Source organism: Phenylobacterium sp. NIBR 498073, from assembly GCF_027286305.1.
Classification (GTDB): Bacteria; Pseudomonadota; Alphaproteobacteria; order Caulobacterales; family Caulobacteraceae; genus Phenylobacterium.
The window spans coordinates 3,620,230-3,643,175 of the sequence record NZ_CP114599.1 but is presented as its reverse complement, the minus strand read 5'-3'; the positions used below and the strand labels follow the sequence as shown (position 1 = coordinate 3,643,175).

Genomic DNA, 22,946 nt, shown 5'->3' with positions numbered 1-22,946 from the left:
GGACCCCGAGCGGGCCCGACGGGAACCTGGATGCAGCACCGCGCCCCATCCCGTGTCGTCTCCGCCGCACCGTCGCGGAGGTTGCTGCTCGCCGGCCTGGGCGGGCTGCTGGCGACGCCGGTCGCCGCCCGCGCGATCCCGTCCGCCGCCGAGGAGGTCTGGCTGGCCTATGAGGCGCGGCTGCGGGCGCGCGTCGCCGACGCCGGCGGCGGCGCGTTCCAGGACGCCAGCGAGCGTGAGCTGCTGTCCCTGACCAACGCGGCCCGTTCGGCCGTCGGCGCACCCGTCCTGACTTGGAACAGCGAGCTGGCCCGCGTCGCCCGCAGCCACGCCGCCGACCTCGCCTCCCGCGGCTATGTCGAGCATCTGTCGCCCGAGGGGTTCGACCCGAGCCACCGGGTCGGGCTGCTGGCGCGGCGGATGATCGGCTCGGCCAGCGAGAACATCGCCTATCGGCGCGCCGAGCAAGTCGCCGACGCCGGCGAGCTGATGGGCATTTGGCGACGGAGTTCCTCGCACTGGTCGAACCTGCTGCGTCCGCGCTACGCCCAGGCCGGGTTCGGCGTGGTCGTCCGCGGGCAGAAGACCTATGCGGTGGGGCTCTATGCCCGGCCGGACGGGGCGCTGGGCGCGCCGCTGCCGTTCAGGCTGGCGCAGGAGGGGGAGCTCGCCAGCGCCGTGCGCGAGGCCTCGCCGGCGCTCGCCGGCTTTGCGCTCGCCGATCCCTTGAACCACAGCGCCTGGGCGCGGATCGACGGGCAGGACGGCGGGCCGCTGCCGCCTGGGATCTACCAGCTGCGGCCGCGCCGACGGGTGAGCCAGACGCGCTACGAGGTCCTTTGGGGCCCGATCTTCGCCCGGGTCTAGCCGAGCAGCGCGATCAGCTCGCTACGGATGCGCGGCCAGGCCGCGGATGTCGGATCGATGAGCTCGAAGTGTCCCGCGTCAGGGAAGTCGATCGCCTGGACGGTGTCGCCCGCGGCCCCGGCGGCGGCGGCGTAGGCCGCGCCGAAGGCGCTGGGGACGATGTGGTCGAGGCTTCCGGAGATCACCGTCTGGGGGGCGCCCAGCGGCAGCAGGCGGGGCGGGGAGGTGTCGCCGTAGACGTCTGCGGCGTCCCGGTTCGCCAAGCCCACCAAGGCGTCGATCACGCCCGGCCCGCCGCACTCGTCGGGCCCGTGGTCGTGGTAGGCGGCCAAGTCGATGATCCCGGCCAGGGGCGCGGCGCCGCGCGCAGGCAGGGGGGCTTCGACATGGAGCGGGCTGGCCGGGTTCAGCTGCGAGCGGCCCAGCGCCCAGACCGCCAGATGCCCGCCGGCCGAGTGGCCGCTGAGGACCACGTGGGAGAGGTCCAGATCATGGGCCGGCGCCAGCTCGCGCAGGTGATCGATCGCCGCGCCGACGTCGAGGAAGGTGCCCGGAAAGCCGCCGCCGTCGTGGCCGATGCGGCGGTACTCGATGTTCCAGACCGCCAGGCCGTGGGCGCGCAGGTCGGCGCAGGCATAGTCCATCAGCTCCAGCCCGGGCAGGTCGGCCCGCCAGCAACCGCCGTGGATCATCACCACCGTCCGGTGCGGGCCTGGGCCCGGCGGCAGCCACAGCTCGCCGAACTGCAGCGGATCATCGCCATAGGCGACGCGCAGGTCGGCGCTCGCGCGCGGGCGCGACAGCAGGTCCATGAAGGTGATCGGAGCGGTCGGCATGGGGGCCTCGGAATCGAAAACGCCCGACCTTTCGGCCGGGCGTCCCGAACTTGCAATGGGCTGGAGGCTTTACGCCGCCACCGCCTTCACCAGGCTCTTGTTGAGGATGGTGATGGCTTCCTCGCGGTCGATGCGCTCGATCGCGGCGACTTCGCGGGCCATGCGGTCCAGCGCCGATTCATAGAGCTGGCGCTCCGAATAGGACTGCTCCGGCTGGTTTTCGGCACGGTGCAGGTCGCGGACCACTTCGGCGATCGAGATCAGGTCGCCGGAATTGATCTTGGCTTCGTATTCCTGGGCGCGGCGCGACCACATGGTGCGCTTCACGCGGGCGCGGCCCTTGAGGGTGGTGAGCGCCTGGCTGACGACGTTGCCCTCGGCCAGCGAGCGCAGGCCGGCGCCGCGCGCCTTAGCGGTCGGCACGCGGAGGGTCATCTTCTCGTGGTCGAAGGTGATGACGTAAACTTCGAGAGAATAGCCGGCGACTTCCTGGGTTTCGATCCCCTGTACCTGGCCCACGCCATGAGCCGGATAGACGACGTGATCGCCGACGGAGAATTCCAGACCGCTCTTGCTCATTCGCTCAAGTCCTTTCGACTCGTCCGCACCCGTTAAGAGGCGTTAACCTGTACCGACAAGGGCAAAGGACACCCTCCGCAAAAACTGCGCGGTGTCTTACCCCTGTAGGAACGGAATTGACCTCTAGGACACCCTTCGCCTTTGCGGCGTAACACTGGCCGGGGACGGCTCTTCTGCAGAAAAAGATGCGGCGCGCTTGTTCGCAACCGTCACATCAGCGCGGAAGGTAGCATAAAAATCAGCCGAAAGAAAGGCTTGCCCCCTGGCCGACCCCTAGGAGCCGCGGCCGGGCTTCTCGCTGAAGTACTTCTCGAACTTGCCGGTCTCGCGTTCGAACTCCTCGCGGTCGGCGGGCGGTTCGCCCTTCACCGTGATGTTCGGCCAGACCTTGGCGTAGTCGGTGTTGATCTTCAGCCACTTGGAATCCGGGTCGTCCTCGGTGTCCGGCTTGATGGCGTCCACCGGGCATTCCGGCTCGCAGACGCCACAGTCGATGCATTCGTCCGGGTTGATGACCAGGAAGTTCTCGCCCTCGTAGAAGCAGTCGACCGGACACACCTCGACGCAGTCCATGAACTTACATTTGATGCAAGGATCCATGACGATGTAGGTCATCGCGAGGTACAACTCCGGCCGCTCTCATCGGGCGGCGGTTTTTCCGGCCCCGGGCGCCCAAAGTCAATGGCCGGGGCCCGCAACTTATCTGGAAGGGGTGTTAGCCCCGCCGGACGGCTTCAGGCTGATCACCGTCTCGGTCGCCGCCTCGACCGCCGTGCGCGAGTAGCTGAGCGGCACGTATTCTCCCTTCGCCCAGATCGGGAACAGGTCGCGGAAGTGCGGGCTGGCCGGGTCGCCGGACTGACCGGGCGTGTTGATCGCCACGCTGTTGTCCCAGGCCCCGACGTCCAGCACCATGCGGAACGAGGCGCCGGCGACCACGCGATAGTCGTTCGGCCGCCAGGTCGCGGCCAGCGGCGAGAGCGCCGTGCCGGCCATCGGCGCGGTTCCGCTGGACCAGGCCTCGCGTTCGGCGGCGGGGACCCTGGGGCTCAGGGCGTGGTCGAACCGCGCCTGGTGCAGCTTCCCCCAGGCCCAGGCCTTGGGATCGGGGCCGAGCTGGCCGGCGACCTCGTCATAGGCGGCGAGCAGGCTCTCGCCGAGGATCGCGTCGCGCGCTCCGGCCGGATCGGCGCCCAGGCTGGCGTCCGGCGCTTCGAGCAGCGCCATCACCGCGGCGATGTCGCCATTGCCCATCGCCGGGCGGGCGGCCTCCGGCACGGCGCGGGCCACCGCCGCCTTGCCCAGGTGCTTGGTGATCCAGACCTCGTAGAGCGCCGCGCCGGCGCTGTCGGCGGCGGTCTTCTGGTCCCAGCCGGCCAGCAGGGCGATGGCGGCGGCAAGCTTGGCGTCGCCGGTCCTCACCCCGGCCAGCAGGGCGTTCATCCGCCGCGCGGTGACGTCGGTCGGGTCGGTCTGCAGGGCCATGGCGTCGGCCAGGGTCAGCTTGTCCTTGGCGGCCAGCACCTCCTCGATCCGCTGCATGCGCGAGGGGTTCGACCACTCAAACCCGACCTTGCGCTCGGCATAGGGGTAGTCGGCCGGCAGGTTCAGCTGGTTGGCCGAGGCGAACCAGCCAGAGACCGGGTTGTGGGTGCTGGGCAACTCGTCGAGCTTCAGGAAGCCGGTCCACTCGTAGCGGCCGTCGCCGGGGATCGGGGTCAGGCCGTCCCAGTTCGGGCGTTTCGGGACCTTGCCGGCCGCGACCCAGCCGATGTCGCCCTTGGTGTCGGCGAAGACCTGGTTCTCGGACGGCGCGCCCCAGTCGGAGAGCGCGTCCTTGAAGCTGGGCCAGTCCTTGGCGGTCATGTAGCCCATGGAGCCGAAATAGGCGGAGGTTCCCGGCTCGGCCCAGACGCTGCGCACGGCGAAGGCGCGGGACTTGGCGGCGTCGGCGTAGACCACCGGCCCGTGGCGGGTGAAGTGCAGCTCGACCTTGCGGGGCGCCTGCCCCTTGACCTCGATGGTCTCGGTGACCGTGGTCATGTCGACCCAGCCGTCGGCGTAGCGGTATTTGAGCGGCGCGCCGGCCTTCGTCTCGTAGACGTAGAGATCCTCCTGGTCGGCCGGGAAGATCGTCAGGCCGAAGGCGACCGTGCCGTTGTGGCCGATCGAGACGCCGGGCAGGGCCGGTTCGCCGGCCCCGATCACCGAGAAGCCGGGAGCCTCCATGTGCACGATGTAGCGCAGCGAGGGGGTGCTGTGCTCGCGGTGCGGGTCGTTGGCCAGGATCGGCCGGCCGGTGGCGGTGCGGGCGCCGGCGACGGTCCAGTTGTTCGAGCCGATCGCCTCGGGCGGGATCTCCAGCATGGCGAGCTTGGCCTGCGAGCCGGTGAAGCGCACGCCGCGGGTGGCCAGCTCATAGTCGCCCAGCACCGCCTCGGTGACGTCGCAGGGATCGAGACCGGCGGGGACCTTGGTCTCCCAATTCGGTTCGATGTGCTTGTAGAGCCGGGCGGCCTCGATGCCGGCGGCGCAGGCGATGCGGGCGCGGCCGACTTCGTTGGGGACGTTGCGGGTCAGGCCGTGGCTGCGGATGCGGACCACGTCGTCGGCGCTCCAGCGGTCGGGCTTGGTCCCCGCGACCTGGAACTCCTTGGGCAGCGGGCGCTTGCCGGCGGCGATCTCGTCGATGAAGGCGTTGAGGCCTGCGACGAAGGCTTCGGTGTTGTCCTTGGCGCCCGCGCCGTAGGCGTTCCACTCGCGGGCCATGTCGCCGCGATAGAGGAAGAGGCGGGTCGCACGATCCTGGGCCACGTAGTCGGGGCCGAAGTCCTTGGCCAGCAGGCCGAGGCCCCGCTTGCGCCAGAGATCCACCTGCCAGAGCCGGTCGCGGGCGACGTTGTAGCCCTGCAGGAAGAAGGCGTCGCGGGTGTCGGCCGCATAGATGTGGGCGATGCCCCAGCGGTCGATGCGGATCTCGGCCGGCTGGGCCAGCCCGGCGACGCTCAGCGTCTCCTGCTTGGGGGCGGCGTGGGCGGCGGTGGCGAGCAGAAGGGCGGAAAGCGTGACCAGACGTTGCATGCGGCCACGCTAGGCCCGGCGCGTCCGGGGGGCAATTGCGCGTTAACCGCCAAGGAGAGCGCTTTTCAGGTCCGAAGCCGGGGGCGGCCCGAAGCGGTTGTCTCCTGCGTCGCCCTTGCGAACACCCATCCAGATGTAAGCCGCCACGCACAGCGCCAGGGTCACCAGAAGCGTGACGCCCTCCTGCAGACCGAGTTCGAGTGCGATCAACGGCAGGGCGAGGGGCAAGACGAAAAACGGAACCACCCACCAACCGCTTCGACCGAAATCATGCAGGCGGCGAACCTGTATGAATGCGAAAGCGACCGCCAGGCTGAAGGTCGACGGCTCGCCCGGCAGGTAGCTGATGATCAGGCTCAGAACGCACATGACGCCGAACCAAAACCAGTACTCCTTACGGCCCGCGCGCGCCTTGAGAGACCATCTGCGCTTCTCCGCCTTCGGAGGGGGCTGGTCGCTCATGATCACTCCGTAACAGGCTTCGCGCGTGTTGAGCGTAAAGCTTAACCTTGGGGCGAAGGGCTGTCACCGGAAGTCGGTGGGAGGTTCCCTGGATCAGCCCTTTGAGGCGGCGATCAGCGCCGCGCGTTCCTCGGCGCTCAGCGGCCGCCACTTGCCCTCCGGCAGGTCGCCAAGCTTCAGCGGTCCGACGCGAACGCGCATCAGGTCGACGACGCGCAGCTCGACCAGCTCGGCCATGCGGCGGATCTGGCGATTGCGGCCTTCCTTGAGGACGATGTTGAGCTTCTGCTCGGTCACCTGGGTGACCTTGGCCGGGCGCAGCTTGCGGCCGTCAAGCTCCAGGCCGTGGCGCAGCAGGGCGATCTTCTGGGGGGTGACCACCCCGGTCAGGAGCACGTTGTACTCCTTGTCCATCTCGGACTCCGGCCCGATCAGGGCCTTGGCCAGCACGCCGTCCTCGGACAGCACCAGCAGGCCGCGCGATTCCCGGTCCAGCCGGCCCAGCGGGGCCAGGTTGTTGGCGGCGGTCGGAATGGTCGCCTCGCCGCCCCACAGCGCGTCGCGGGTCAGCAGGGTGACGGCCTCGATCTGGTCGTCCTGCGGCAGCGACGAGACGATGCCCATCGGCTTGTGCAGCACGATCGAGAGGCTGCTGCTCAGCTTCTCCTGGGCGCTGTCGTTCAGCACCAGCGTCTGGCCCTGCAGGATCTTGCGGCCGGCGTCGTCCACGCGCTCGCCGTCGATGAACACCAGTCCCTGGGCGATCAGGCCCTCGGCCTCGCGCCGCGAGCAGACGCCGCTCTGCGCCAGCCACTTGTTGACGCGTTGGGGTTCAGGGTCGTCGTAGCGTCGGGTCCAGGCCATGGCCACTCTCTAGGGCGGCCGTCAGTCGGCGTCCATCGGGGCGTAGAGCGTGCGGGCCTCCTCGGCCGGGCCGCGGCGTTCGCCCAGGGCGGCGACCTCGACGGCGATCAGCCGCCCGCCGAGGGCGAAGACCAGCCGGTCGCCGATCTTCACCGGCCGGGCGCACTTGTCGATGCGGGTCTGCGTCCCGCCGCGGCTCAGGCGCACCTTGCCGTCGTCCAGGAATTTGGCGGCCAGCGAGCGGGTCTTGAAGAACCGCGCGCGCCACAGCCACACGTCCGCCCGGCAGGCGTCCTCGCTCACGAGCCCTGGCTCCGCGCGGCCTTGGGCTTGCGCCGCCGGCGGGCACGACGGGCGGGCGGCGGCGCTTCCTTCAGCGCGGCCAGGGCGGCGAACGGCGAGTTCGCCGGCGGCGGCGTGGCGGCCTCGGGCCGGGGCTTTTCGCCGCGACGGCGCCAGATCAGCGGCTCGCCGTCCTTGGGCTTGGTGGTGGGGGCGAAGCCGAGGGCGCGCATGATCTCACGGGCGTCGGCCTCGCTCCAGCCGAGCTCCTCGCGGGCCTGGTCGGACAGCATGCCAGCCTTGGGCGCGGCGCGCAGCAGGGCGTCGAGGCGTTCCAGGGTCTCGACCGGCACGGCGAGGCGGCCGACGGCGCGCAGGCCGAAGGCGGCGAGGACCCGCGGCTCGGGAAGCGGCCCGTCGAGGCGTCCGGCCACCGGCCGCCCCTCACGCGGCGCGAAGCCCTGGGCGAAGGCCAGGGCCTGGGGGCGCAGCAGCGCCGGGAGATAGAGGCTGAAGGCGCCCAGCCGCACGCCGAGCGACTTGAGCATCCGCCGCTCGACCTGGCTGAGGTCCTTGGCCTCGGTGCGGACAAGGGCGCGGTCAAGCACGCCGCCGGCCTCGATCAGCCGATAGGCGAGCCCGCGGGCCAGGCCCTTGATCTTGCCGCTGGTGACCGCCGCCTCGAGCTTGCGCAACGCCCCCAGCTTGCGGGCGGCCTCGGCGGCGAGGAACGCCTCCAGCCGCCGCGCCGCGCGCTCGCGGGCCTGGGCCGGGCCGAGCTCGCCATAGAGCCGCACGCGCGGCGTAAACGGCGTGCCGCCGGAGAAGGCGCCGGCCGCCTCGCCGCGCCAGAGCACCACGCCGTCGGGGGTGAGGGAAAACGCCTCGTCCGGCTCGGCCGACAGCTGGCCCAGCCGCTTGGCGATCTCGGGGGCGACGGCGGTGACGGCCGCGGCGCGCAGCGCCTTTTCCTCGATCACCGAGGATCCGTGCGCGGGCTCGAAGGCCACCCCGCTGAGCTTGCCGACATACTGGCCTTCGATGGTGACGACGCCGTCGGCGGCCACGCCGGCCAGCACGTCGCCGCGCACGTGCAGCGCCCGCATCAGGACGCTTGTGCGGCGGTCGACGAACCGCGCCATCAGCTTTTCGTGCAGGGTGTCGGAGAGCCGATCCTCCAGCAGCCGCGTCTTGCCCTGCCAGCCGCCGGGATCGGCCAGCCAGTCGGGGCGGTTGGCGACGTAGGCCAGGGTCCGCACGCTGGCGAGCCGGGCGGCCAGGGTGTCGATCTCGCCGTCGGTGCGGTCCAGGTGCTTGTACTGCCCGGCGATCCAGTCTTCCGGGACCTTACGGTTACGGCTGGTCAGCCAGCCGAAGAACTCGCGCACCAGCCGGATGTGCTCTTCGCCCGAGGTCTTGCGGAAGTCCGGCGTCTGGCAGACGTCCCACAGTCGGGTCAGGGCCGCGCGGTCGCGCAGGGTGCGGTCGATCACCTCGGGCTCGTCGGCGAGGGCGCGCAGGGTCTTCTCGTCCAGCGCCTCGGCGGAGAGCTTCAGGCCGGGTTGGGCCGGCGGCGCGGCCAGCGAATGCGAGAGCGCCTTGAGCGATGAGAAATCGAGGGCGGCGTTGCGCCACTCGGCGGCGGCGACGGCCTCGAAGTGGTGCTGCTCGACGGCCTCGATCAGGTCGGCGTCCATGTCCTCGCATTCGCCGGTGACGCCGAAGGTCCCGTCGCGGGTGAAGCGGCCGGCGCGGCCGGCGATCTGGCCGACCTCCGGCGGATGCAGGAAGCGGGTGCGCTTGCCGTCGAACTTGCGCAAGCCGGCGAAGGCCACGTGGTCGACGTCCATGTTCAGGCCCATGCCGATGGCGTCGGTGGCGACCAGGAAATCGACTTCGCCGGACTGGTAGAGCGCGACCTGGGCGTTGCGGGTGCGCGGGCTGAGCGAGCCCATGACCACCGCGGCCCCGCCGCGCTGGCGGCGGATCAACTCGGCGATCGCATAGACCTGGTCGGCCGAGAACGCGACCACAGCCGAGCGGCGCGGCAGGCGGGTCAGCTTCTTGGGGCCGGAATAGGTCAGGCGCGAGAACCGCTCGCGGGTGACGATCTCGGCGTCGGGCAGCAGCCGGCGGATCAGCGGGGCCATGGTCCCAGCGCCCATGAACATGGTCTCGAACCGACCGCGGGCGTGCAGCAGGCGGTGAGTGAAAATGTGGCCGCGCTCGGGGTCGGCGCAGAGCTGTATCTCGTCGACGGCCAGGAACTCGACCTGGCGGCTCAGCGGCATCGCCTCGACGGTGCAGACGAAGTACTGCGCGCGGGCCGGGACGATCTTCTCCTCGCCGGTGATCAGGGCGACGCAGGACGGGCCGCGCAGCTTGACGATCCGGTCGTAGATCTCGCGCGCCAGCAGCCGCAGCGGCAGGCCGATCATGCCGCTGGCATGGCCCAGCATCCGCTCGACGGCCAGGTGGGTCTTGCCGGTATTGGTCGGGCCGAGCACCGCCACCAACTTGGGCGGGCCGAAGTCCGACAGACGCGCGCTCATGACCTCAAGGTGGGGCGGGAATCACCGCGCGGCAAGCGGGGCTAAAGATGCCGGCCGACGTCCATCCTTTGGTGAAGCACCCGGACCACATCGAGCACGTCGTCGACTAGCCGATGGAACAAGAGATGGGAGCCGACGGAGACCTTGAAGTAGCCGGCTCGAACCTCGTCACATGCGCGGCCGCGGAGCGGATGGGCTGCTGCGTGCTCGATCGCGCGCTGGATGTCGCGAATGTAGTCGGTGGCCCGATCGACGCCCCAGTGATCGGCGCCGTAGTCCCAGATCTCGCTCAGGTCGGCCTTCGCCTTGGGCGACAGGATGTACCGGACCATGAACGGCCTAGGCGCGCTTGGAGGCGATGAACGCGTCGAAATCGAAGGGTGTAGAAGGGCCGCTCTCTTCGCCTTCGATCAGAGCGAGGCGGAGGGCTTCAAGCTGCGCCTCGCGTTCCTCCAGGAGACGCAGGCTTGCGCGCACGACCTCGCTGGCCGACGCGTAGCGCCCCTTTGCGACCTCCGTCTCGATGAACGCCGCGAAGTGCTCGCCAAGGCTGATGGAGGTGTTCTTGCCCATGGAGCGAGTGTACCAAAAATTGGTACATATGGCTAGTCCGGCGGCGACGCGAGCCGCCGCCGGAACTTGGCCCTACTTCGCCGAGGCGATGTAGTTGTCGATCACCTGGTCGAGGACCGTCAGCGGCGTGCCGCCCGAGAGCAGGCCCGCGTCGTGGAACTTGCGGATGTCGAACTTGCGGCCCAACGCCTTTTTGGCTCGGGCGCGGGCGTCCATCCAGGTGATCTTGCCGACCATGTAGCTGCAGGCCTGGCCCGGCCAGACGCAGTAGCGCTCGACCTCGGTGATGGCGCTGGCCTCGGCGTCGCCGATGTTGTCGACGAAGTACTTCACCGCCTGCTCGCGGCTCCAGCGCTTGTGGTGCATGCCGCTATCGACCACCAGGCGGACAGCGCGGAACATGGCGTCGTGGATCATGCCGATGTGGCCGAGTACGTCGTTGTCGTACATGCCCATCTCGACCGCCAGCTGCTCGGCGTAGAGCGCCCAGCCCTCGCTGTATCCCGAGAAGCCGATGACCTTGCGGATCAGCGGCAGGTCGCCGGCCTCGTTGTTGAGCGCGAGCTGCAGATGGTGGCCCGGCAGGCCCTCATGATAGGTCAGGGTCGGCAGGGTCCAGGCCGGCACCTCGGCGGTGTCGCGCAGATTGATCCAGTAAATGCCGGGCCGCGTGCCATCGAGGCTGGGCGAGAAATAGTAGCCGCCCGGGGCGCCGGCTTCGGTGGCGGGGGGCACGCGGCGGATTTCCAGCGGCGCCTTGGGCAATTGGCCGAACCACTGCGGCAGCTTGCCCTCGATGATCTTCACCTGCTCGTTGAGCTTGGCCAGCAGCTCTTCCTTGCCGGCGTCGGTGTTCGGGTAGACCTGCTTGGGATCCTCGGCCATGGCGCGGTAGCGCTCGCCGACGCTGCCCTTGGTGTAGCCGGCCTTCTTCATCAGGGCGTCAGCCTCGGCGCCCAGGCTGGCGACCAGGTCGAGGCCGGTCTTGTGCACCTCGTCCGGGGTGATGTTCGAGGTCGTGTAGTTGCGCAGGCCCAGGCGGTAGTACTCATCGCCGTCCGGCAGGCGCCAGCAGCCGGCGTCGTGCACGGCCTTCGGGCGCAGGCCTTCCAGCAGGGCCAATTGACGGGCCAGGGCGGGGCGGACCTTCTCGGCATAGAGGCCTTGGGCCTGGCCGGCCCAGTCGCCCTCGATGTTCTTGTCCTTGGCGCGGCGCACGAGGCTGGCGACCAGCGGCGCCTTCTCGGGCTCATAGGCTAGGAACGCCTTGAGCTGGGTGATCGACTTGTCGAGCACGAAGTCGGGCGGGGTGACGCCCAGCCCGACGTCGTGGCGGACCACGTCGGCCTCCTGGTCGAGCAGGCGGCCGAAGGCCTCCATCCGGGCGAGATAGGCGTCGGCGTCGTCCTTGGCCTCGATCCGGTGCTGGGTGTCGAGGAAGTCAGGCATCTGCTGGTAGGCGCCGGTGAGCTGCGAGATGACATAGGGCGAGTTGACGCCCTGGCCGCCGTATTGGAAGCGGCGGTTGGCCTCGTCCTGCACCGCCAGCACGAACTCGACGGTGTCGTAATTGACTGCGTCCATGCCCTTGAGCTGCTTGCGGTCGAGGCTGCGCAGAGTTTGCAGGTCGCGGGTGGTGTTGGCCTTGTTCTCGGCCAGGGCGGTCAGCGAGTAGTCCGACAGCTCGGACTTGGTCCAGGCCAGGTCGCCCTTGTCGATGCCGAGCGCGGTCGGCAGTTCGGGCGAGCGCCGGAAGGTCTGGGCCATCGCCTTGTCGAAGAAGGCGTACATCTTGGCCGCTTCGCCGGTCGGCGCGGCGGCGAGGGCGAGCTTGGGCGCGGCGGCGGCGGCGGCGAACGCGGCGGCGCTCGCCAGGAGCTGGCGACGGTTATGCATGGGATCCCCCGTAACTGTAACTTTGCAGTACCAGTTACACCGCCGCAGGTGAGGGCTCCCGTTAAATCTCGCTAATCTGGCGTAGCGCCCTTTCGGTCAATCCAGGGTGCGACGATAGCGGGCCATGGCCAGGGCGGTGACCACGCAGACGAAGGCGGTCAGGGCCAAAAGCTCGCGCCACATGTCCTCGACGCCCTGGCCCTTGAGCAGCGCGCCGCGCACCACCCGCAGGAAGTGGGTGACGGGCACGACCTCGCCGATCGCCTGGGCCCAGGCCGGCATGCCCCGGAACGGGAACATGAAGCCCGAGAGCAGTATCGAGGGCAGGATGTAGAACATGCTCATCTGCATGGCCTGCAGTTGGGTGCGGGCGACCGTCGACATCAGGAAGCCGAGCGCCAGCGAGCCGACGATGAACAGCGCCACGCCCAGCGACAGGCCGACCCAGCCGCCCATCATCGGCACGTCGAACAGGAACCGTGCGAGCAGCAGGATGATCGCGGTCTGGACCAGGCCGACGAAGACGTAGGGGGCGAGCTTGCCGGCCATCACCTCGATCGGTTCGACCGGCGTGGCCAGCAGGCTTTCCATCGTTCCGCGCTCGGCCTCGCGGGTGACCGACAGCGCGGTCATCATCACCAGGGTCATCGACAGGATGATCCCCAGCAGGCCCGGAACGATGTTGTAGGCGGTGATGGCCTCGGGATTGTAGCGCCGGTGGACGATCACCTCGAACGGCGGGGCGACCTGGCCGCGGGCGACGAGCGCGCCCTTCAGGTCGTGGGCCAGCGCCTGCTGGGGCAGGGCGGCGAGGGCGGCGACCGCCGCGCCGGTCGCCGACGGGTCGGTGGCGTCGACGTCGACCAGGATCTGGGCCTGGTCGCCGCGGGCGACGCGGCGGGTGAAGTCGCCGGGAATGGTGATCGCGAACTGCACTTTGCCGCGGCGGACCATCTCGTCCAGCTCGCCCGGCGTTCTGGCCTGGGCCACGAGGTCGAAATAGGCGCTGTTCTTCAGGGCCGCGGTGATCGAGCGGGCGAAGACGCTGTCTTCCTGCACGAGCAGGGCGGTCGGCAGGTGGCGCGGCTCGGAATTGATCGCGTAGCCGAACAGCAGTAGCTGGACGACCGGGATGGCCAGCATCATCGCGTAGGTGAGCTTGTCGCGGGTGAGCTGCTTGAACTCCTTGATCATCACCGCCAGCACGCGGTTCGCCGAGAAGCCGTTCATGACCATTTTCCGCCTGCGTGAGCGGGGGAGGAAAAAGCGTCGGGCGTCCTCATCGGAAGTTGTCCTCCGAGGTCTCCATCAGGCGGATGAAGACGTCCTCCAGGCTGGGCTCGACCTCGCTCCACCTGAACGGCGCGCGGCGGTAGGGGGCGAGCGCGGCCTCAAGCGCGGTGCGGTCGGTTCCCGAAACGTGCAGCGACTGACCGAAGGGCGCGGCCATGTCGACGCCGGGCAGATTGCCGATCTCCACTGACAGCCGGTCGATGCCCGGCCCCTCGCCGTTGAAGGTGATCAGGTGGGTGCTCGCGATCACCTCTTCGGCCGTGCCGCGGGCGATCAGCCGGCCGTAGCTGATGTAGGCGATCTCATGACAGCGCTCGGCCTCGTCCATGTAGTGGGTGGAGACCAGCACGGTCAGGCCCTCGGCCGACAGGGCATGGATCTCGTCCCAGAAGGTGCGCCGGGCCTTGGGGTCGACGCCGGCGGTGGGTTCGTCGAGCAGCAGCAGCTTGGGCTCGTGCAGGGTGGCGGTGGCCAGCGCCAGGCGCTGCTTCCAGCCGCCCGACAGCGAGCCGGCCAGCTGGCCGCGGCGTTCGATCAGGCCCAGCCGCTCAAGCGCCTGGTCGACCCGTTGCTTGCGGCGGTCGAGGCTGTGGATGCGGGCGGAGAACTGCAGGTTCTCCTCGATGGTCAGGTCCTCATAGAGCGAGAACTTCTGGGTCATGTAGCCGGCGCGGCGCTTGATCAGGTTGGCCTGGCTGATGATGTCGAGGCCGAGCGCCGTGCCTTCGCCGCTGTCGGGGGTGAGCAGGCCGCAGAGCATCCGCAAGGTGGTGGTCTTGCCCGAGCCGTTGGGGCCGAGGAAGCCGCAGATCCTGCCTGCCTCGACCTCCAGCGAGACGTCCTGGACGACATGCTTGTCGCCGAAACTCTTGTTCAGTCCGCGGACGTCGATGGCCAGGGTCACTTCGCCCGCTCCAGCGGCTGGACGTCGACCGGCTGGCCGGGATTGAGCCGGGCCGAGGGAACCGCCTCGACCAGGAACACCATGCGGTCGCGGGTCTCGCGACTGTAGATCACCGGCGGGGTGAACTCCGGCCGTGGGCTGATGTAGCTGACCTTGGCGGTCAGCCCGGACGGGCAGCCGTCGCAGGCGAACTTGACCACTGATCCGACCCTGTAGCTCGAGATGTCAGCCTGGGGCACGAAGAAGCGGACCTTGATGCGATCGTCCGGCAGCAGGGCCAGGACCGGCTGGTTGGCGGCGGCCCATTCGCCGGCCTGAAAGAAGACGTCCTCGACCCGCGCCGCGCCAGGGGCCGGGGGCGCGACGTCGGAGAGCCGGGCCTGGGCGGCGCTCAGCGCAGCGTCGGCCTGGGCCACGCGGCTGTCGGCGGCGCGGACCTGATCCTCGCGTGCGCCGAGGGCGGCGGCCTGGCGCTGCTTGCGCGCGGCGGCGACCTGGGCGGCGGCGGCGTCATAGGCGGCCTGGGCGTCGTCAAGCCGGGCCTTGGCGTAGATGCCTTTCTCCACCAGCGGGCGGACGCGGCGCAGGGCCGAGGCCGCGTCGCGGGCATTGGCCTCGGTGGCGGCGACATTGGCGTCGAAGACCGCCAGCTCGACAGGCCGCTGGCCCTTGCGGGCGTCGGCGGCCTGGGCCCGGGCGGCGGCGACCTCGGCGCTGGCCTGGTCGCGCGCGCCCTGCAGCTGCGAGGGGTCGACTACGAACAGCTTTTGGCCCGCGGCGACCCGGTCGCCCCGTTGGACCAGCATCTGGTCGACCCGGCCGGCGACGGGCGAGGCCATGTACAGCGCTTCGCCCTCGACATAGCCCGACAGCACCGGCGAGCGGTGCAGCTTGGGGAAGGCCCACAACACTGCGATCAGCACGGCCGCGGCGACCAGCAGGCCGATGACCAGAAGGCGTTGCCTCATGCGGCGGCTCCTGCGTCAGGGCGCATGCCGCGGAGCCAAAGCTCCACGTGCTGCTGCGCCAGGGTCGGGATGTCGAGCGGCTCGGCGCCGACCGGGACGAAGGTCTCGCGCCAGATGACGCCCAGCAACATCGGCGAGACCAGCGAGATCGCGGCGTGGCGCGGGTCGCCGGCGCGCAGCTCGCCGCGCGCCTGGGCCGCGGCGATGGCTCCGCTCATCGCGCCGAGGGCGGGCTCGACCAGGCGTTCGCGCCAGGCCCGGGCCAGTTCCGGGAAGTTCCGCGACTCCCCGATCACCATCTTGGCGATGCCGCCGACCGGCGTCTCCGTAGCTATGCCCACAGCGATCGCGGCGAAGGCGCGCAGCAACTCGGGGAACGCGCCGCGGTGTTCGACCAGCGCGGCCTGCATGCGCCCGAGATTGGGAGCGACGCCTTGCTCGATCACCGCCCGGAAGAGGTCCTCCTTGGTCGCGAAGTAGAGATAGAGCGCGCCCTTGGAGACTCCGGCGCGGGCGGCGATGTCGTCCAGGCGCGCGGCGGCGAAGCCCTTCTCGGCGAAGATCCCCATCGCCGCAGCGACGATTTCCTCGGGGCGGTCGGCCTTGCGGCGCTTGAACTTCGGCTGTCCGGCGGGGAGCATCGGTCTCGCCTTAAATAACTGACTGGTCAGTTAGTAGTTTGTCGCGCGACGGACCGCAACCGGCTCTTCTCGCCGGCGGTCTTGCCTTAAGGTCGCAACCGGGGCCGTAGTTCCCAATTCCGGCGCGGCCGCCGCTGGCTCGGGCGCCGCGCGTCAGGGATCGACCTGATCCGCCCGCACCCTGGCCGATCGGCCAGGGTGCGACGGAACGTCGCCATAACGCTTGGCAACCATGCGCCGCTATGGCCGTTACGGACGCCGAAGTCTGCCCGTTTCATGCGGGGAAACCCTTGGCACACCAGGGCGTGTTCGAAAGCGTCCAGACTTAGAAACAGAGACGACGGGAGAGGTCGTAAGAAGATGATCGCTACAAAAACTCGCGCCGTGGTGTTGAGCGCGCTCGCCATTGGCACGCTCGGCCTCGGCGGCTGCGCCACCAAGAAGTTCGTCAACGAGCAGGTCGCCGTCGTCGACGGCAAGGTCGCCAACCACGAGACCCGCCTGGGCGAACTGGACCGCACCTCGCGCGAAGCCCTGGACCGCGCCACGGCGGCCGGCAAGCTGGCCGAAGGTAAGTTCATGTACTCGGTGGTGATGTCGGACGACGCGCTGAAGTTCCCGCTCGGCAAGGCGACCCTGTCGCCGGAAGCCGAGTCGCGGCTGTCGGCCTTCGCCGAGCGCCTGAAGGGGGAGAACAAGAACGTCTATGTCGAGGTGCAGGGCCACACCGACGCCACCGGTTCGCCGGAAGGCAACATGCGCCTGGCCCAGGATCGCGCCGAGACCGTTCGCCGCTACCTGAACAAGCAGGGCGTGGCCCTGAACCGGATCGCCACTATCGCCTATGGCGAAGACGAGCCGGTCGCCCCGAACGACACGCGCGAAGGCCGCATGGCCAACCGCCGCGTCGTGCTGGTGGTCCTGTCCTAACGGACGGGCCGAGCCGCAGAATCGAAAGCCCCGCGCGTCCGCGTGCGGGGCTTTTGTTTGTTCAGCGAACGGCGTTCTAGAGTTAACCCGCCGTGGGAACGCGGGCGAAACGAAGGGTGACCGAATCAGCGACTCCGCGCGATTCAGTCTTTGTTCCCTACAAGCTATTGTATCTCCTGGTCATTGAACCACAACGCGGCTTGGCCGCCACCGGAGCCGGGAGTCACTTTTCTGGCGGCCTGGAGCAGTCAAATGCCGGCTCCGCCTTGACGCCGCCGGGCCCCTTCGACTATATCGCCCGCTCCTTGGCGCGGGTCCGCCCGCCGCCCATCCCTTTCTCGCGTAGGTCATACAGCCATGTCGCGTCGTTGCGAACTTACCGGTGTCGGTCCCATGGTCGGCCACAACGTCAGCCACTCGAACATCAAGACGAAGCGCCGCTTCCTGCCGGCCCTGTCGCCCGCCACGCTCCAGTCGGACGCGCTGGGCCAGTCGTTCCGTCTGCGCGTCAGCAACGCTGCGCTGCGCACCCTGGACTTCAAGGGCGGCCTGGACGTGTTCCTCGCGGGCGCCCGTGACGAGCAGCTGTCGCCGCGCGCTCTGAAGATCAAGCGTCAGGTCAAGGCCAAGCTGGCCAGCCAAGCCGCCGCCTAAGTCTACGAGCTCTCTCCAGGGTTCGAAGGGCCGCCCTCCGGGGCGGCCTTTTTCGTTTCGGCGCAACCCGCGTTAGGGTCGGGCTCCACATCGGAGTTCGCCATGGCCCTCGCCAAGTCCTTTGTCGCGATCGCAGCGCTCGCCACGCTCGCCGCCTGCTCCCCGAAAAGCGAACCGGCCGCGCCGCCGAAGCCGGCGCCGACCGCGGCCGCGCCCGCCCCAGCGCCGGTCGCCTTCAAGATCGGCGCTTTCGACGCCGCGGCCCTGTTCGACGGGACCATCAAGGTCGCCAACGACGGCAAGACCTTTGGAATCGGTCGTCCGCCGAGCGAGGTCGCCGCCGTGCTGAAGGCCGCCGGCCGCCCCGACGACTCGCTCGATCTCAGCCTCCAGCCGCTGCTGGTCCGCGGCGAGGGCAAGGTCCTGCTGTTCGACACCGGCGCGGCGCGGGTCGATTTCGCCCAGGGCGGCAAGCTGAACGACTCGCTGCGGGCCGCCGGCGTCGAGCCGGCCCAGGTCACCGACATCTTCATTTCCCACAGCCACGACGACCACCTGGGGGGCCTGACCACGGCGGACGGCGCCCTGGCGTTCCCGAACGCGACGATCCACATCTCGGCGCCGGAATGGGCCGCGATGCGGGCCGAGCCGCGCCGCGCGGCGCTGGTCAAGGCCATGACCCCCAAGGTCGCGGCCTTCCAGCCGGGGGCGGTGCTGCTGCCAGGGCTGGTGAGCGCGGTCGAGGTCAAGGGGCACACGCCGGGCCACAGCGCCTACGAGATCGCCTCGGGCCAGGAGCGGCTGCTCTATATCGGCGATGCGGCGCATCACTTCGTGATCTCGGTCGCCAAGCCGGACTGGACCATCGCCTATGACGGCGACGCGCCGGCCGCCCAGGCCAGCCGCCGGGCCCTGCTGCAGAAGGCGGCCGACCAGAACCTGCGGCTCTATGCGGTGCACTTTCCCTATCCGGGCCTGGGCCGGGTGAAGGCGCAGGGCGACGGCTTCGTCTGGGTTCCGGAGCAGCCGTAGGCGATCCTGCCGATAGGGGCCGGTTTCTGACGATAGGGCGCCGATAGGCTGTCATGAACCTGCCGATCGGCCCGCGATCGGCAGGTTTTCGTCGCGGGCCTGCAGAAAGCTGACGCTCAGGACCGCGCGGGCGTCCAGTCGAAGGCGAGCAGCAGGGTGCGCTGGCTGCTTTGGAAGTTGTCGTCGGACAGCAGGTAGAAGCGCACCGCGCCGTCCTTGGCCGGGACCGCGGCGACGGCCTCGAAATTGTCGATGGTCAGGGGCCGGGCCAGATCGAGGCGGCCGACCTCGGCGCCCTGGGCGTCCTGAACGGTCAGGATGACGCGGTTGCCGCGCACCGGGTCCCAGGCGCGCAGCAGCCAGGCGGTGCGGCCTTGGGGCAGGCGGGTGAGCGCGACGAGGCCGAACTCCGGCGGCTTGGCGATGACCGGTCCGGGCGTGCAGCCGGCCGACAGGCGGCAGGTCCAGGTCTGGCCGCTCTCCTCGCCGCCGGCGAGGTAGACGTCGGGACCGAGGTCCGGGGCAGGGCCGAGGGCCTCCATGCCGCCATTGGCCGGGAAGCTCGCGTCGGGGGCCGGCGCCTCGCGAGGCGGGGAGCCGTCGGCGGGGTAGAGCCAGATGCGATGGCGCTGCTCGAAGCTGATCAGCATGTCGCCATTGGCGAGCAGAGCCATGCCCTCGGAATCGGATTCAAGCTTGCCCTGCAGAGGCTTGCCGTCGAGGCCGGGCAGGGCGCTGATCCGGGCGCCCTCCAGGCCGACCAGCCGGCCGGTCTTGTCGAGCATCAGGCGCGCCTTGAGGAGATCGCCCTCGTCGCTGACCGCGGTCAGGTCGACGCCATTGCGGATCGCCATGTCCGAGAGGCCGTGGAAGCGGGCAGTGTCGGCGGAGGAGAGCGCCAGGCCGCCGGCGTAGCGGAAGTCGCCGATGCGGTCCTGCGCCGGGTCGGCCGGGTTCAGCGGGACCAGCGCGGCGGCGACTGCGATGGCCGGGCCGGCGGCCAGCGGCGCGGTCGGCAGGGCCGGCGCCTGCTGAGCGCAGGCGGCCAGGGCGAGCGAGGCGAGCGCGGCGGCGAGGCGAATGCTCACAGGGTTTCATCCCGGCTGGAGCGAAGCGGAAGGCCGGGACCCATTCGCACCGCGATGGACAGGCGTGGCGCGGGGCGAGCCGCACCTTGTCGGATCAGGTGTTCATGGGTCCCGGTCTTCGGCCGTTGGCCGAAACCGGGATGACACCAAAGGATCACGCCACCGCTCTCCGGACTTCCTTGAAGGTCGAGCGGCGGGCGGGGCCGCCTTGGGGCCCCTGCGTGCTCGGCGGCGGGGCCAGGAGGTTCGCGGTCTTGCGGGTGACCTTGCGGATCTCCTCGTCGAACAGCTCGGCCAGCTGGTCGACGATGACCCCGGCCAGCTGCTCGACGTCGACGATGGTGACGGCCCGGCGATAGTAGCGGGTGACGTCGTGGCCGATGCCGATGGCGATCAGCTGCACCGGGCTCTTGTTCTCGATCTCGGCGATCACGTCGCGCAGGTGGCGTTCGAGGTAGTGGCCGGAGTTCACCGACAGGGTCGAGTCGTCGACCGGGGCGCCGTCGGAGATGACCATCAGGATGCGGCGCGCCTCGGGGCGGCCGATCAGCCGCTGGTGCGCCCACATCAGCGCCTCGCCGTCGATGTTCTCCTTCAGGAGGCCTTCGCGCATCATCAGGCCGAGGTTGCGGCGGGCGCGCCGCCACGGGGCGTCGGCGGCCTTGTAGATTATGTGGCGCAGGTCGTTCAGGCGGCCCGGCTGGGCCGGCTTGCCGGCCTTCAGCCAGTCCTCGCGCGAGGAGCCGCCCTTCCAGGCGCGGGTGGTGAAGCCGAGTATCTCGGTCTTGACGCCGCAGCGTTCCAGCGTGCGGGCCAGGATGTCGGCGCAGACCGCGGCGACCATGATCGGCCGCCCGCGCATCGAGCCGGAATTGTCGATCAGGATGGTGACCACCGTGTCGCGGAACTCGGTGTCTTCCTCTTCCTTGAAGGCCAGCGAGGCGGTCGAGTCGGTGATCACCCGCGTCAGGCGCGCGGTGTCGAGGATGCCCTCCTCGAGATCGAAGCTCCACGAGCGGTTCTGCTGGGCCATCAGCTTGCGCTGCAGCTTGTTGGCCAGGCGCGAAACGACGCTGGAGAGGCTGGCCAGCTGCTGGTCGAGATAGGCCCGCAGGCGGGTCAGCTCCTCGGCGTCGCAGAGCTCTTCGGCGGCGACCACTTCGTCGTGGGCGGTGGTGAACACCTTGTAGGTGGCGACCTTGGCGTCGCCCTTGAGGTCGGGGCGGGCGGGCTGCTCGCCCTCGCCCATCTCCGGCGGCTCGTCGGTGTCCTCGGCGTTGGGGTCGTCCTCCGCCTGCATCATCTGGCTGTCGGCGTCCTCGCTCTCGCGGTGGGTCGCGTCGCTGTCGTCCATGGCGGTCTGCTGGGGCGACTGGCCTTCGCCTTCGCCCTCGTCGCCGTCGTCCTGCGATTCAGCCTCGCCGTCCTCGCTGTCGCCTTCCTCGTCGTCGGCCTGGTCGGGGGCGTCGGTCAGGTCGTCGCCCATCGAAAGGTCGCGCAGGATGGTCCGGGCGATCTTGGCGAAGGCCTTCTGGTCGTCGGCCGCCTCGACCAGGCGGTCGAGGTCGGCGCCGGCCTTGCTCTCCACCTCGGCGCGGAACAGGTCGACCAGCGGCTTGGCCATGGCCGGCGGCGGCTCGCCGGTCATCCGCTCGCGGGCCAGCAGGGCGACGACGTCGGCCATCGGCGGGTTGGCCAGGGCTTCGAGCTGGTTCAGCGGCTTCTTGGCCCAGGCGTGCTCATGGACCGCGCGCAGGTTCGCCTTCACCCCGCCGAGCGCGTTGGCGCCGATGGCCTCGATCCGGGCCTGCTCCAGCGCGTCATAGACCGGGGCGCCGAGCGCCGAGGCCGGCCGGCCCTTGGCGTGGGCGGCGACGTCATGGTGCGCCAGGCGCAGGGCCATCTGGTCGGCCAGGCCGCGGATGCGGGCGGCGTCGGCCGGGGTCAGGTCGCGGGGCGGGTGCGGCAGCACGGCGCGGTTGCCGGCCAGCTGCGGGCCCTCGCCCGAATAGACGATTTCCAGGTCCGGCTTCTCAGCCAGCGAACGCGCGGCGTGGGCCAGGGCGCGCTTGAAGGGCTCGACGGGGCTTTCCGGGTTCTTGGCCATGGCATGTCATTTAGAACGACGGTCCGCGTCGCCCAAGGGGAAAGAGACGGTGACGCTTGGGAAGGCGGGCCGCGGGCGGCCTCACCATCCGAGCGCGGCCTGGCCCACGGACCCGAGCCAGGCGGCGGCGGCGACCAGCAGCAGGCCCGGGACGACCCGCCAGACGAAGGCGCGCTGGCCGCCGGACATGGCGAAGACCACCTTGGTCAGGGTGTTGCTGGTCAGGCCGAGCAGGATAGGCAGCACCGCCGCGCGCGGGTCCATGTGGCCGGAGGCGACCAGCGAGGCCATGGAGATCGCCGCCGCGTGGGTGTCGACCAGGCCGGCGGCCGCGGCGCCCACCGCCGCGCCGGCTCCGCCGAACTGGTCGCTGAGCGCGGCGGAGACCACCAGAATAACCGCCAGCATGCCGGCGAAGGTCAGGGCGCTGGTCAGGCTGAAGGCCTGGCCCGGGTCGGCATGCTCCTCGTCGGGGGGCTGGCGGAACGCCTTGAGGGTGAACAGCGCGCCATAGGCCGCGGCGGCCAGTCCGGCGCAGGCCAGCGGCGCAGCCATGGCGCGCAGGGTCGGCGGGCTGAGGGCGGCGAGCAGCACGGCCAGCTGCACGATGGTGGCGACGGTCGAGAGCACGGCCCCGGCCACCGCGCCGGACAGCAGGCCGGGCGCCTTGCCCGCGCGCGCCGACATCGCCCCGATGGTCGCGGTGCTGGACACAAAGCCGCCGGCGAGGCCGGCCAGCGGCAGGCCGAAGCGCACGCCGAGCGTGCGGATGGCGACGTGGCCAGCCGCGCTGATCGCCAGCAGCAGGATCACCACCAACCAGACCGCGCGCGGGTTCAGCGCCTGGTAGGGGCCCATGGCCCGGTCGGGCAGCAGCGGCAGCACGACCAGGGTGGCGCCGGCCAGCAGCAGGCCGCTGCGCACCTCGTCCCCGGTCAGCACCGAGCCGACGAAATGGTGCAGCGGCGTGCGGGCGGCGAGCAGGATCGCCACGACCACCCCGACCCCGGCGGCGATCATCGGCTGGGGCACGGCCAGGGCGCCGACCAGCACCGCCAGCACCAGGGCGATTTCGGTGGTGACGCCAGGATCGTCCTCGCCATGGGCTCGCCAGTAGGCGAGGGCGGCGAAGGCCGCCGTAGCGGCGGCGACGACCGCCAGCAGCAGGACGCCGCCGACCAGCAGGGCGACGGCGCCGGCCAGGGTCGCGACGGTGAAGGTGCGGATGCCGGCCGCCGACGGCGAGGGACGTTCCTGCTTGCGGCGCTCGCGCTCGGCCCCGATCAGCAGCCCGACGCCCAGGGCCACGGCGAGGTTGAGGATCGGTTCGATGGCGC

General features: G+C 70.2%; 22 protein-coding genes. 4 read left to right on the top strand and 18 right to left on the bottom strand.

Annotated features, from left to right (window positions below; genetic code table 11):
• The first annotated feature begins 30 nt into the window (after nt 1-30).
• Nucleotides 31-867, top strand: a complete 837-nt coding sequence (locus tag O4N75_RS18205) for a CAP domain-containing protein (protein WP_269626859.1) — start codon at nt 31-33, stop codon at nt 865-867.
• On the opposite strand, the gene O4N75_RS18200 is transcribed toward O4N75_RS18205, so the two are convergent.
• The 15 genes from O4N75_RS18200 to O4N75_RS18130 all read right to left on the bottom strand — a co-directional run bounded on the left by O4N75_RS18200 (nt 864) and on the right by O4N75_RS18130 (nt 15,798).
• A complete protein-coding gene (locus O4N75_RS18200) occupies nt 864-1,703 on the bottom strand; it encodes an alpha/beta hydrolase (protein WP_269626858.1) in 840 nt (279 codons plus the stop codon). The two genes, O4N75_RS18205 and O4N75_RS18200, sit on opposite strands and share 4 nt — an antisense overlap.
• A gap of 69 nt (nt 1,704-1,772) precedes the next feature.
• On the bottom strand, nt 1,773-2,282 hold the full coding sequence (locus tag O4N75_RS18195) for a CarD family transcriptional regulator (RefSeq protein ID WP_267232333.1): 510 nt from the start codon (nt 2,280-2,282) through the stop codon (nt 1,773-1,775).
• Nucleotides 2,283-2,555: 273 nt separating this feature from the next.
• Nucleotides 2,556-2,897, bottom strand: coding sequence for a ferredoxin FdxA (fdxA, locus tag O4N75_RS18190; RefSeq protein ID WP_267232334.1), 342 nt, complete (start codon nt 2,895-2,897; stop codon nt 2,556-2,558).
• Between the two features lie 84 nt (nt 2,898-2,981).
• Entirely contained in the window at nt 2,982-5,363 is a 2,382-nt protein-coding gene (locus O4N75_RS18185) for a penicillin acylase family protein (RefSeq protein ID WP_269626857.1), read from the bottom strand.
• Nucleotides 5,364-5,405: 42 nt separating this feature from the next.
• Nucleotides 5,406-5,825 carry a DUF805 domain-containing protein gene (locus tag O4N75_RS18180; RefSeq protein WP_269626856.1) on the bottom strand — a complete coding sequence of 140 codons (420 nt, stop codon included), beginning with the start codon at nt 5,823-5,825 and terminating at the stop codon, nt 5,406-5,408.
• Between the two features lie 93 nt (nt 5,826-5,918).
• The gene (locus O4N75_RS18175) at nt 5,919-6,689 is read right to left on the bottom strand and encodes a pseudouridine synthase (RefSeq protein ID WP_269626855.1); all 771 of its coding nucleotides are present in this window, start codon (nt 6,687-6,689) and stop codon (nt 5,919-5,921) included.
• A 21-nt stretch (nt 6,690-6,710) separates the two neighbouring features.
• Nucleotides 6,711-6,992 (bottom strand): RNA-binding S4 domain-containing protein, encoded by a 282-nt coding sequence (locus O4N75_RS18170; RefSeq protein WP_269626854.1) that lies wholly within the window; start codon nt 6,990-6,992, stop codon nt 6,711-6,713.
• Entirely contained in the window at nt 6,989-9,523 is a 2,535-nt protein-coding gene (locus tag O4N75_RS18165) for a helicase-related protein (RefSeq protein ID WP_269626853.1), read from the bottom strand. The genes O4N75_RS18170 and O4N75_RS18165 overlap by 4 nt, the downstream gene beginning before the upstream one ends.
• 41 nt (nt 9,524-9,564) lie before the next feature.
• Entirely contained in the window at nt 9,565-9,855 is a 291-nt protein-coding gene (locus O4N75_RS18160; protein WP_269626852.1) for a type II toxin-antitoxin system RelE/ParE family toxin, read from the bottom strand.
• A 7-nt stretch (nt 9,856-9,862) separates the two neighbouring features.
• Nucleotides 9,863-10,096, bottom strand: coding sequence for a type II toxin-antitoxin system ParD family antitoxin (locus tag O4N75_RS18155; protein WP_269626851.1), 234 nt, complete (start codon nt 10,094-10,096; stop codon nt 9,863-9,865).
• 72 nt (nt 10,097-10,168) lie between these two features.
• Nucleotides 10,169-11,992 carry a DUF885 family protein gene (locus O4N75_RS18150; RefSeq protein ID WP_269626850.1) on the bottom strand — a complete coding sequence of 608 codons (1,824 nt, stop codon included), beginning with the start codon at nt 11,990-11,992 and terminating at the stop codon, nt 10,169-10,171.
• A 96-nt stretch (nt 11,993-12,088) separates the two neighbouring features.
• A complete protein-coding gene (locus tag O4N75_RS18145) occupies nt 12,089-13,222 on the bottom strand; it encodes an ABC transporter permease (RefSeq protein WP_269626849.1) in 1,134 nt (377 codons plus the stop codon).
• Between the two features lie 49 nt (nt 13,223-13,271).
• The gene (locus O4N75_RS18140) at nt 13,272-14,189 is read right to left on the bottom strand and encodes an ABC transporter ATP-binding protein (protein WP_269626848.1); all 918 of its coding nucleotides are present in this window, start codon (nt 14,187-14,189) and stop codon (nt 13,272-13,274) included.
• Nucleotides 14,186-15,157 (bottom strand): HlyD family efflux transporter periplasmic adaptor subunit, encoded by a 972-nt coding sequence (locus O4N75_RS18135; RefSeq protein WP_269626847.1) that lies wholly within the window; start codon nt 15,155-15,157, stop codon nt 14,186-14,188. The genes O4N75_RS18140 and O4N75_RS18135 overlap by 4 nt, the downstream gene beginning before the upstream one ends.
• Nucleotides 15,154-15,798, bottom strand: a complete 645-nt coding sequence (locus O4N75_RS18130) for a TetR/AcrR family transcriptional regulator (RefSeq protein ID WP_269626846.1) — start codon at nt 15,796-15,798, stop codon at nt 15,154-15,156. Before O4N75_RS18130 ends, O4N75_RS18135 begins: the two co-directional genes overlap by 4 nt.
• 360 nt (nt 15,799-16,158) lie before the next feature.
• On the opposite strand from O4N75_RS18130, the gene O4N75_RS18125 reads away from it, so the two are divergent.
• The 3 genes from O4N75_RS18125 to O4N75_RS18115 all read left to right on the top strand — a co-directional run bounded on the left by O4N75_RS18125 (nt 16,159) and on the right by O4N75_RS18115 (nt 18,414).
• Complete coding sequence (locus tag O4N75_RS18125) at nt 16,159-16,728, top strand: OmpA family protein (protein WP_269626845.1); 570 nt, start codon at nt 16,159-16,161, stop codon at nt 16,726-16,728.
• A gap of 357 nt (nt 16,729-17,085) precedes the next feature.
• Nucleotides 17,086-17,382, top strand: a complete 297-nt coding sequence (gene rpmB / locus O4N75_RS18120; RefSeq protein WP_269626844.1) for a 50S ribosomal protein L28 — start codon at nt 17,086-17,088, stop codon at nt 17,380-17,382.
• Nucleotides 17,383-17,484: 102 nt separating this feature from the next.
• Complete coding sequence (locus tag O4N75_RS18115) at nt 17,485-18,414, top strand: MBL fold metallo-hydrolase (protein ID WP_269626843.1); 930 nt, start codon at nt 17,485-17,487, stop codon at nt 18,412-18,414.
• A 116-nt stretch (nt 18,415-18,530) separates the two neighbouring features.
• On the opposite strand, the gene O4N75_RS18110 is transcribed toward O4N75_RS18115, so the two are convergent.
• From O4N75_RS18110 to O4N75_RS18100, 3 genes are all read right to left on the bottom strand, one after another.
• Nucleotides 18,531-19,502: an esterase-like activity of phytase family protein gene (locus O4N75_RS18110; RefSeq protein WP_269626842.1), complete on the bottom strand. Its 972-nt coding sequence runs from the start codon at nt 19,500-19,502 to the stop codon at nt 18,531-18,533.
• A 154-nt stretch (nt 19,503-19,656) separates the two neighbouring features.
• Nucleotides 19,657-21,609: a cobaltochelatase subunit CobT gene (gene cobT / locus O4N75_RS18105; RefSeq protein WP_269626841.1), complete on the bottom strand. Its 1,953-nt coding sequence runs from the start codon at nt 21,607-21,609 to the stop codon at nt 19,657-19,659.
• Nucleotides 21,610-21,690: 81 nt separating this feature from the next.
• On the bottom strand, nt 21,691-22,917 hold the full coding sequence (locus O4N75_RS18100) for a DUF4010 domain-containing protein (protein ID WP_269626840.1): 1,227 nt from the start codon (nt 22,915-22,917) through the stop codon (nt 21,691-21,693).
• Nucleotides 22,918-22,946 lie beyond the last annotated feature (29 nt).

Coding starts and splice junctions, on each gene's coding strand:
- O4N75_RS18115 (WP_269626843.1), top strand. CDS start 17,485: ATGGCCCTCGCCAAGTCCTTTGTCGCGATCGCAGCGCTCGCCACGCTC.
- O4N75_RS18200 (WP_269626858.1), bottom strand. CDS start 1,703: ATGCCGACCGCTCCGATCACCTTCATGGACCTGCTGTCGCGCCCGCGC.
- cobT (WP_269626841.1), bottom strand. CDS start 21,609: ATGGCCAAGAACCCGGAAAGCCCCGTCGAGCCCTTCAAGCGCGCCCTG.
- O4N75_RS18130 (WP_269626846.1), bottom strand. CDS start 15,798: ATGCTCCCCGCCGGACAGCCGAAGTTCAAGCGCCGCAAGGCCGACCGC.
- O4N75_RS18150 (WP_269626850.1), bottom strand. CDS start 11,992: ATGCATAACCGTCGCCAGCTCCTGGCGAGCGCCGCCGCGTTCGCCGCC.
- O4N75_RS18205 (WP_269626859.1), top strand. CDS start 31: ATGCAGCACCGCGCCCCATCCCGTGTCGTCTCCGCCGCACCGTCGCGG.
- O4N75_RS18195 (WP_267232333.1), bottom strand. CDS start 2,282: ATGAGCAAGAGCGGTCTGGAATTCTCCGTCGGCGATCACGTCGTCTAT.
- O4N75_RS18175 (WP_269626855.1), bottom strand. CDS start 6,689: ATGGCCTGGACCCGACGCTACGACGACCCTGAACCCCAACGCGTCAAC.
- O4N75_RS18145 (WP_269626849.1), bottom strand. CDS start 13,222: ATGAACGGCTTCTCGGCGAACCGCGTGCTGGCGGTGATGATCAAGGAG.
- O4N75_RS18165 (WP_269626853.1), bottom strand. CDS start 9,523: ATGAGCGCGCGTCTGTCGGACTTCGGCCCGCCCAAGTTGGTGGCGGTG.
- O4N75_RS18155 (WP_269626851.1), bottom strand. CDS start 10,096: ATGGGCAAGAACACCTCCATCAGCCTTGGCGAGCACTTCGCGGCGTTC.
- rpmB (WP_269626844.1), top strand. CDS start 17,086: ATGTCGCGTCGTTGCGAACTTACCGGTGTCGGTCCCATGGTCGGCCAC.
- O4N75_RS18185 (WP_269626857.1), bottom strand. CDS start 5,363: ATGCAACGTCTGGTCACGCTTTCCGCCCTTCTGCTCGCCACCGCCGCC.
- O4N75_RS18125 (WP_269626845.1), top strand. CDS start 16,159: ATGATCGCTACAAAAACTCGCGCCGTGGTGTTGAGCGCGCTCGCCATT.
- O4N75_RS18135 (WP_269626847.1), bottom strand. CDS start 15,157: ATGAGGCAACGCCTTCTGGTCATCGGCCTGCTGGTCGCCGCGGCCGTG.
- O4N75_RS18180 (WP_269626856.1), bottom strand. CDS start 5,825: ATGAGCGACCAGCCCCCTCCGAAGGCGGAGAAGCGCAGATGGTCTCTC.
- fdxA (WP_267232334.1), bottom strand. CDS start 2,897: ATGACCTACATCGTCATGGATCCTTGCATCAAATGTAAGTTCATGGAC.
- O4N75_RS18160 (WP_269626852.1), bottom strand. CDS start 9,855: ATGGTCCGGTACATCCTGTCGCCCAAGGCGAAGGCCGACCTGAGCGAG.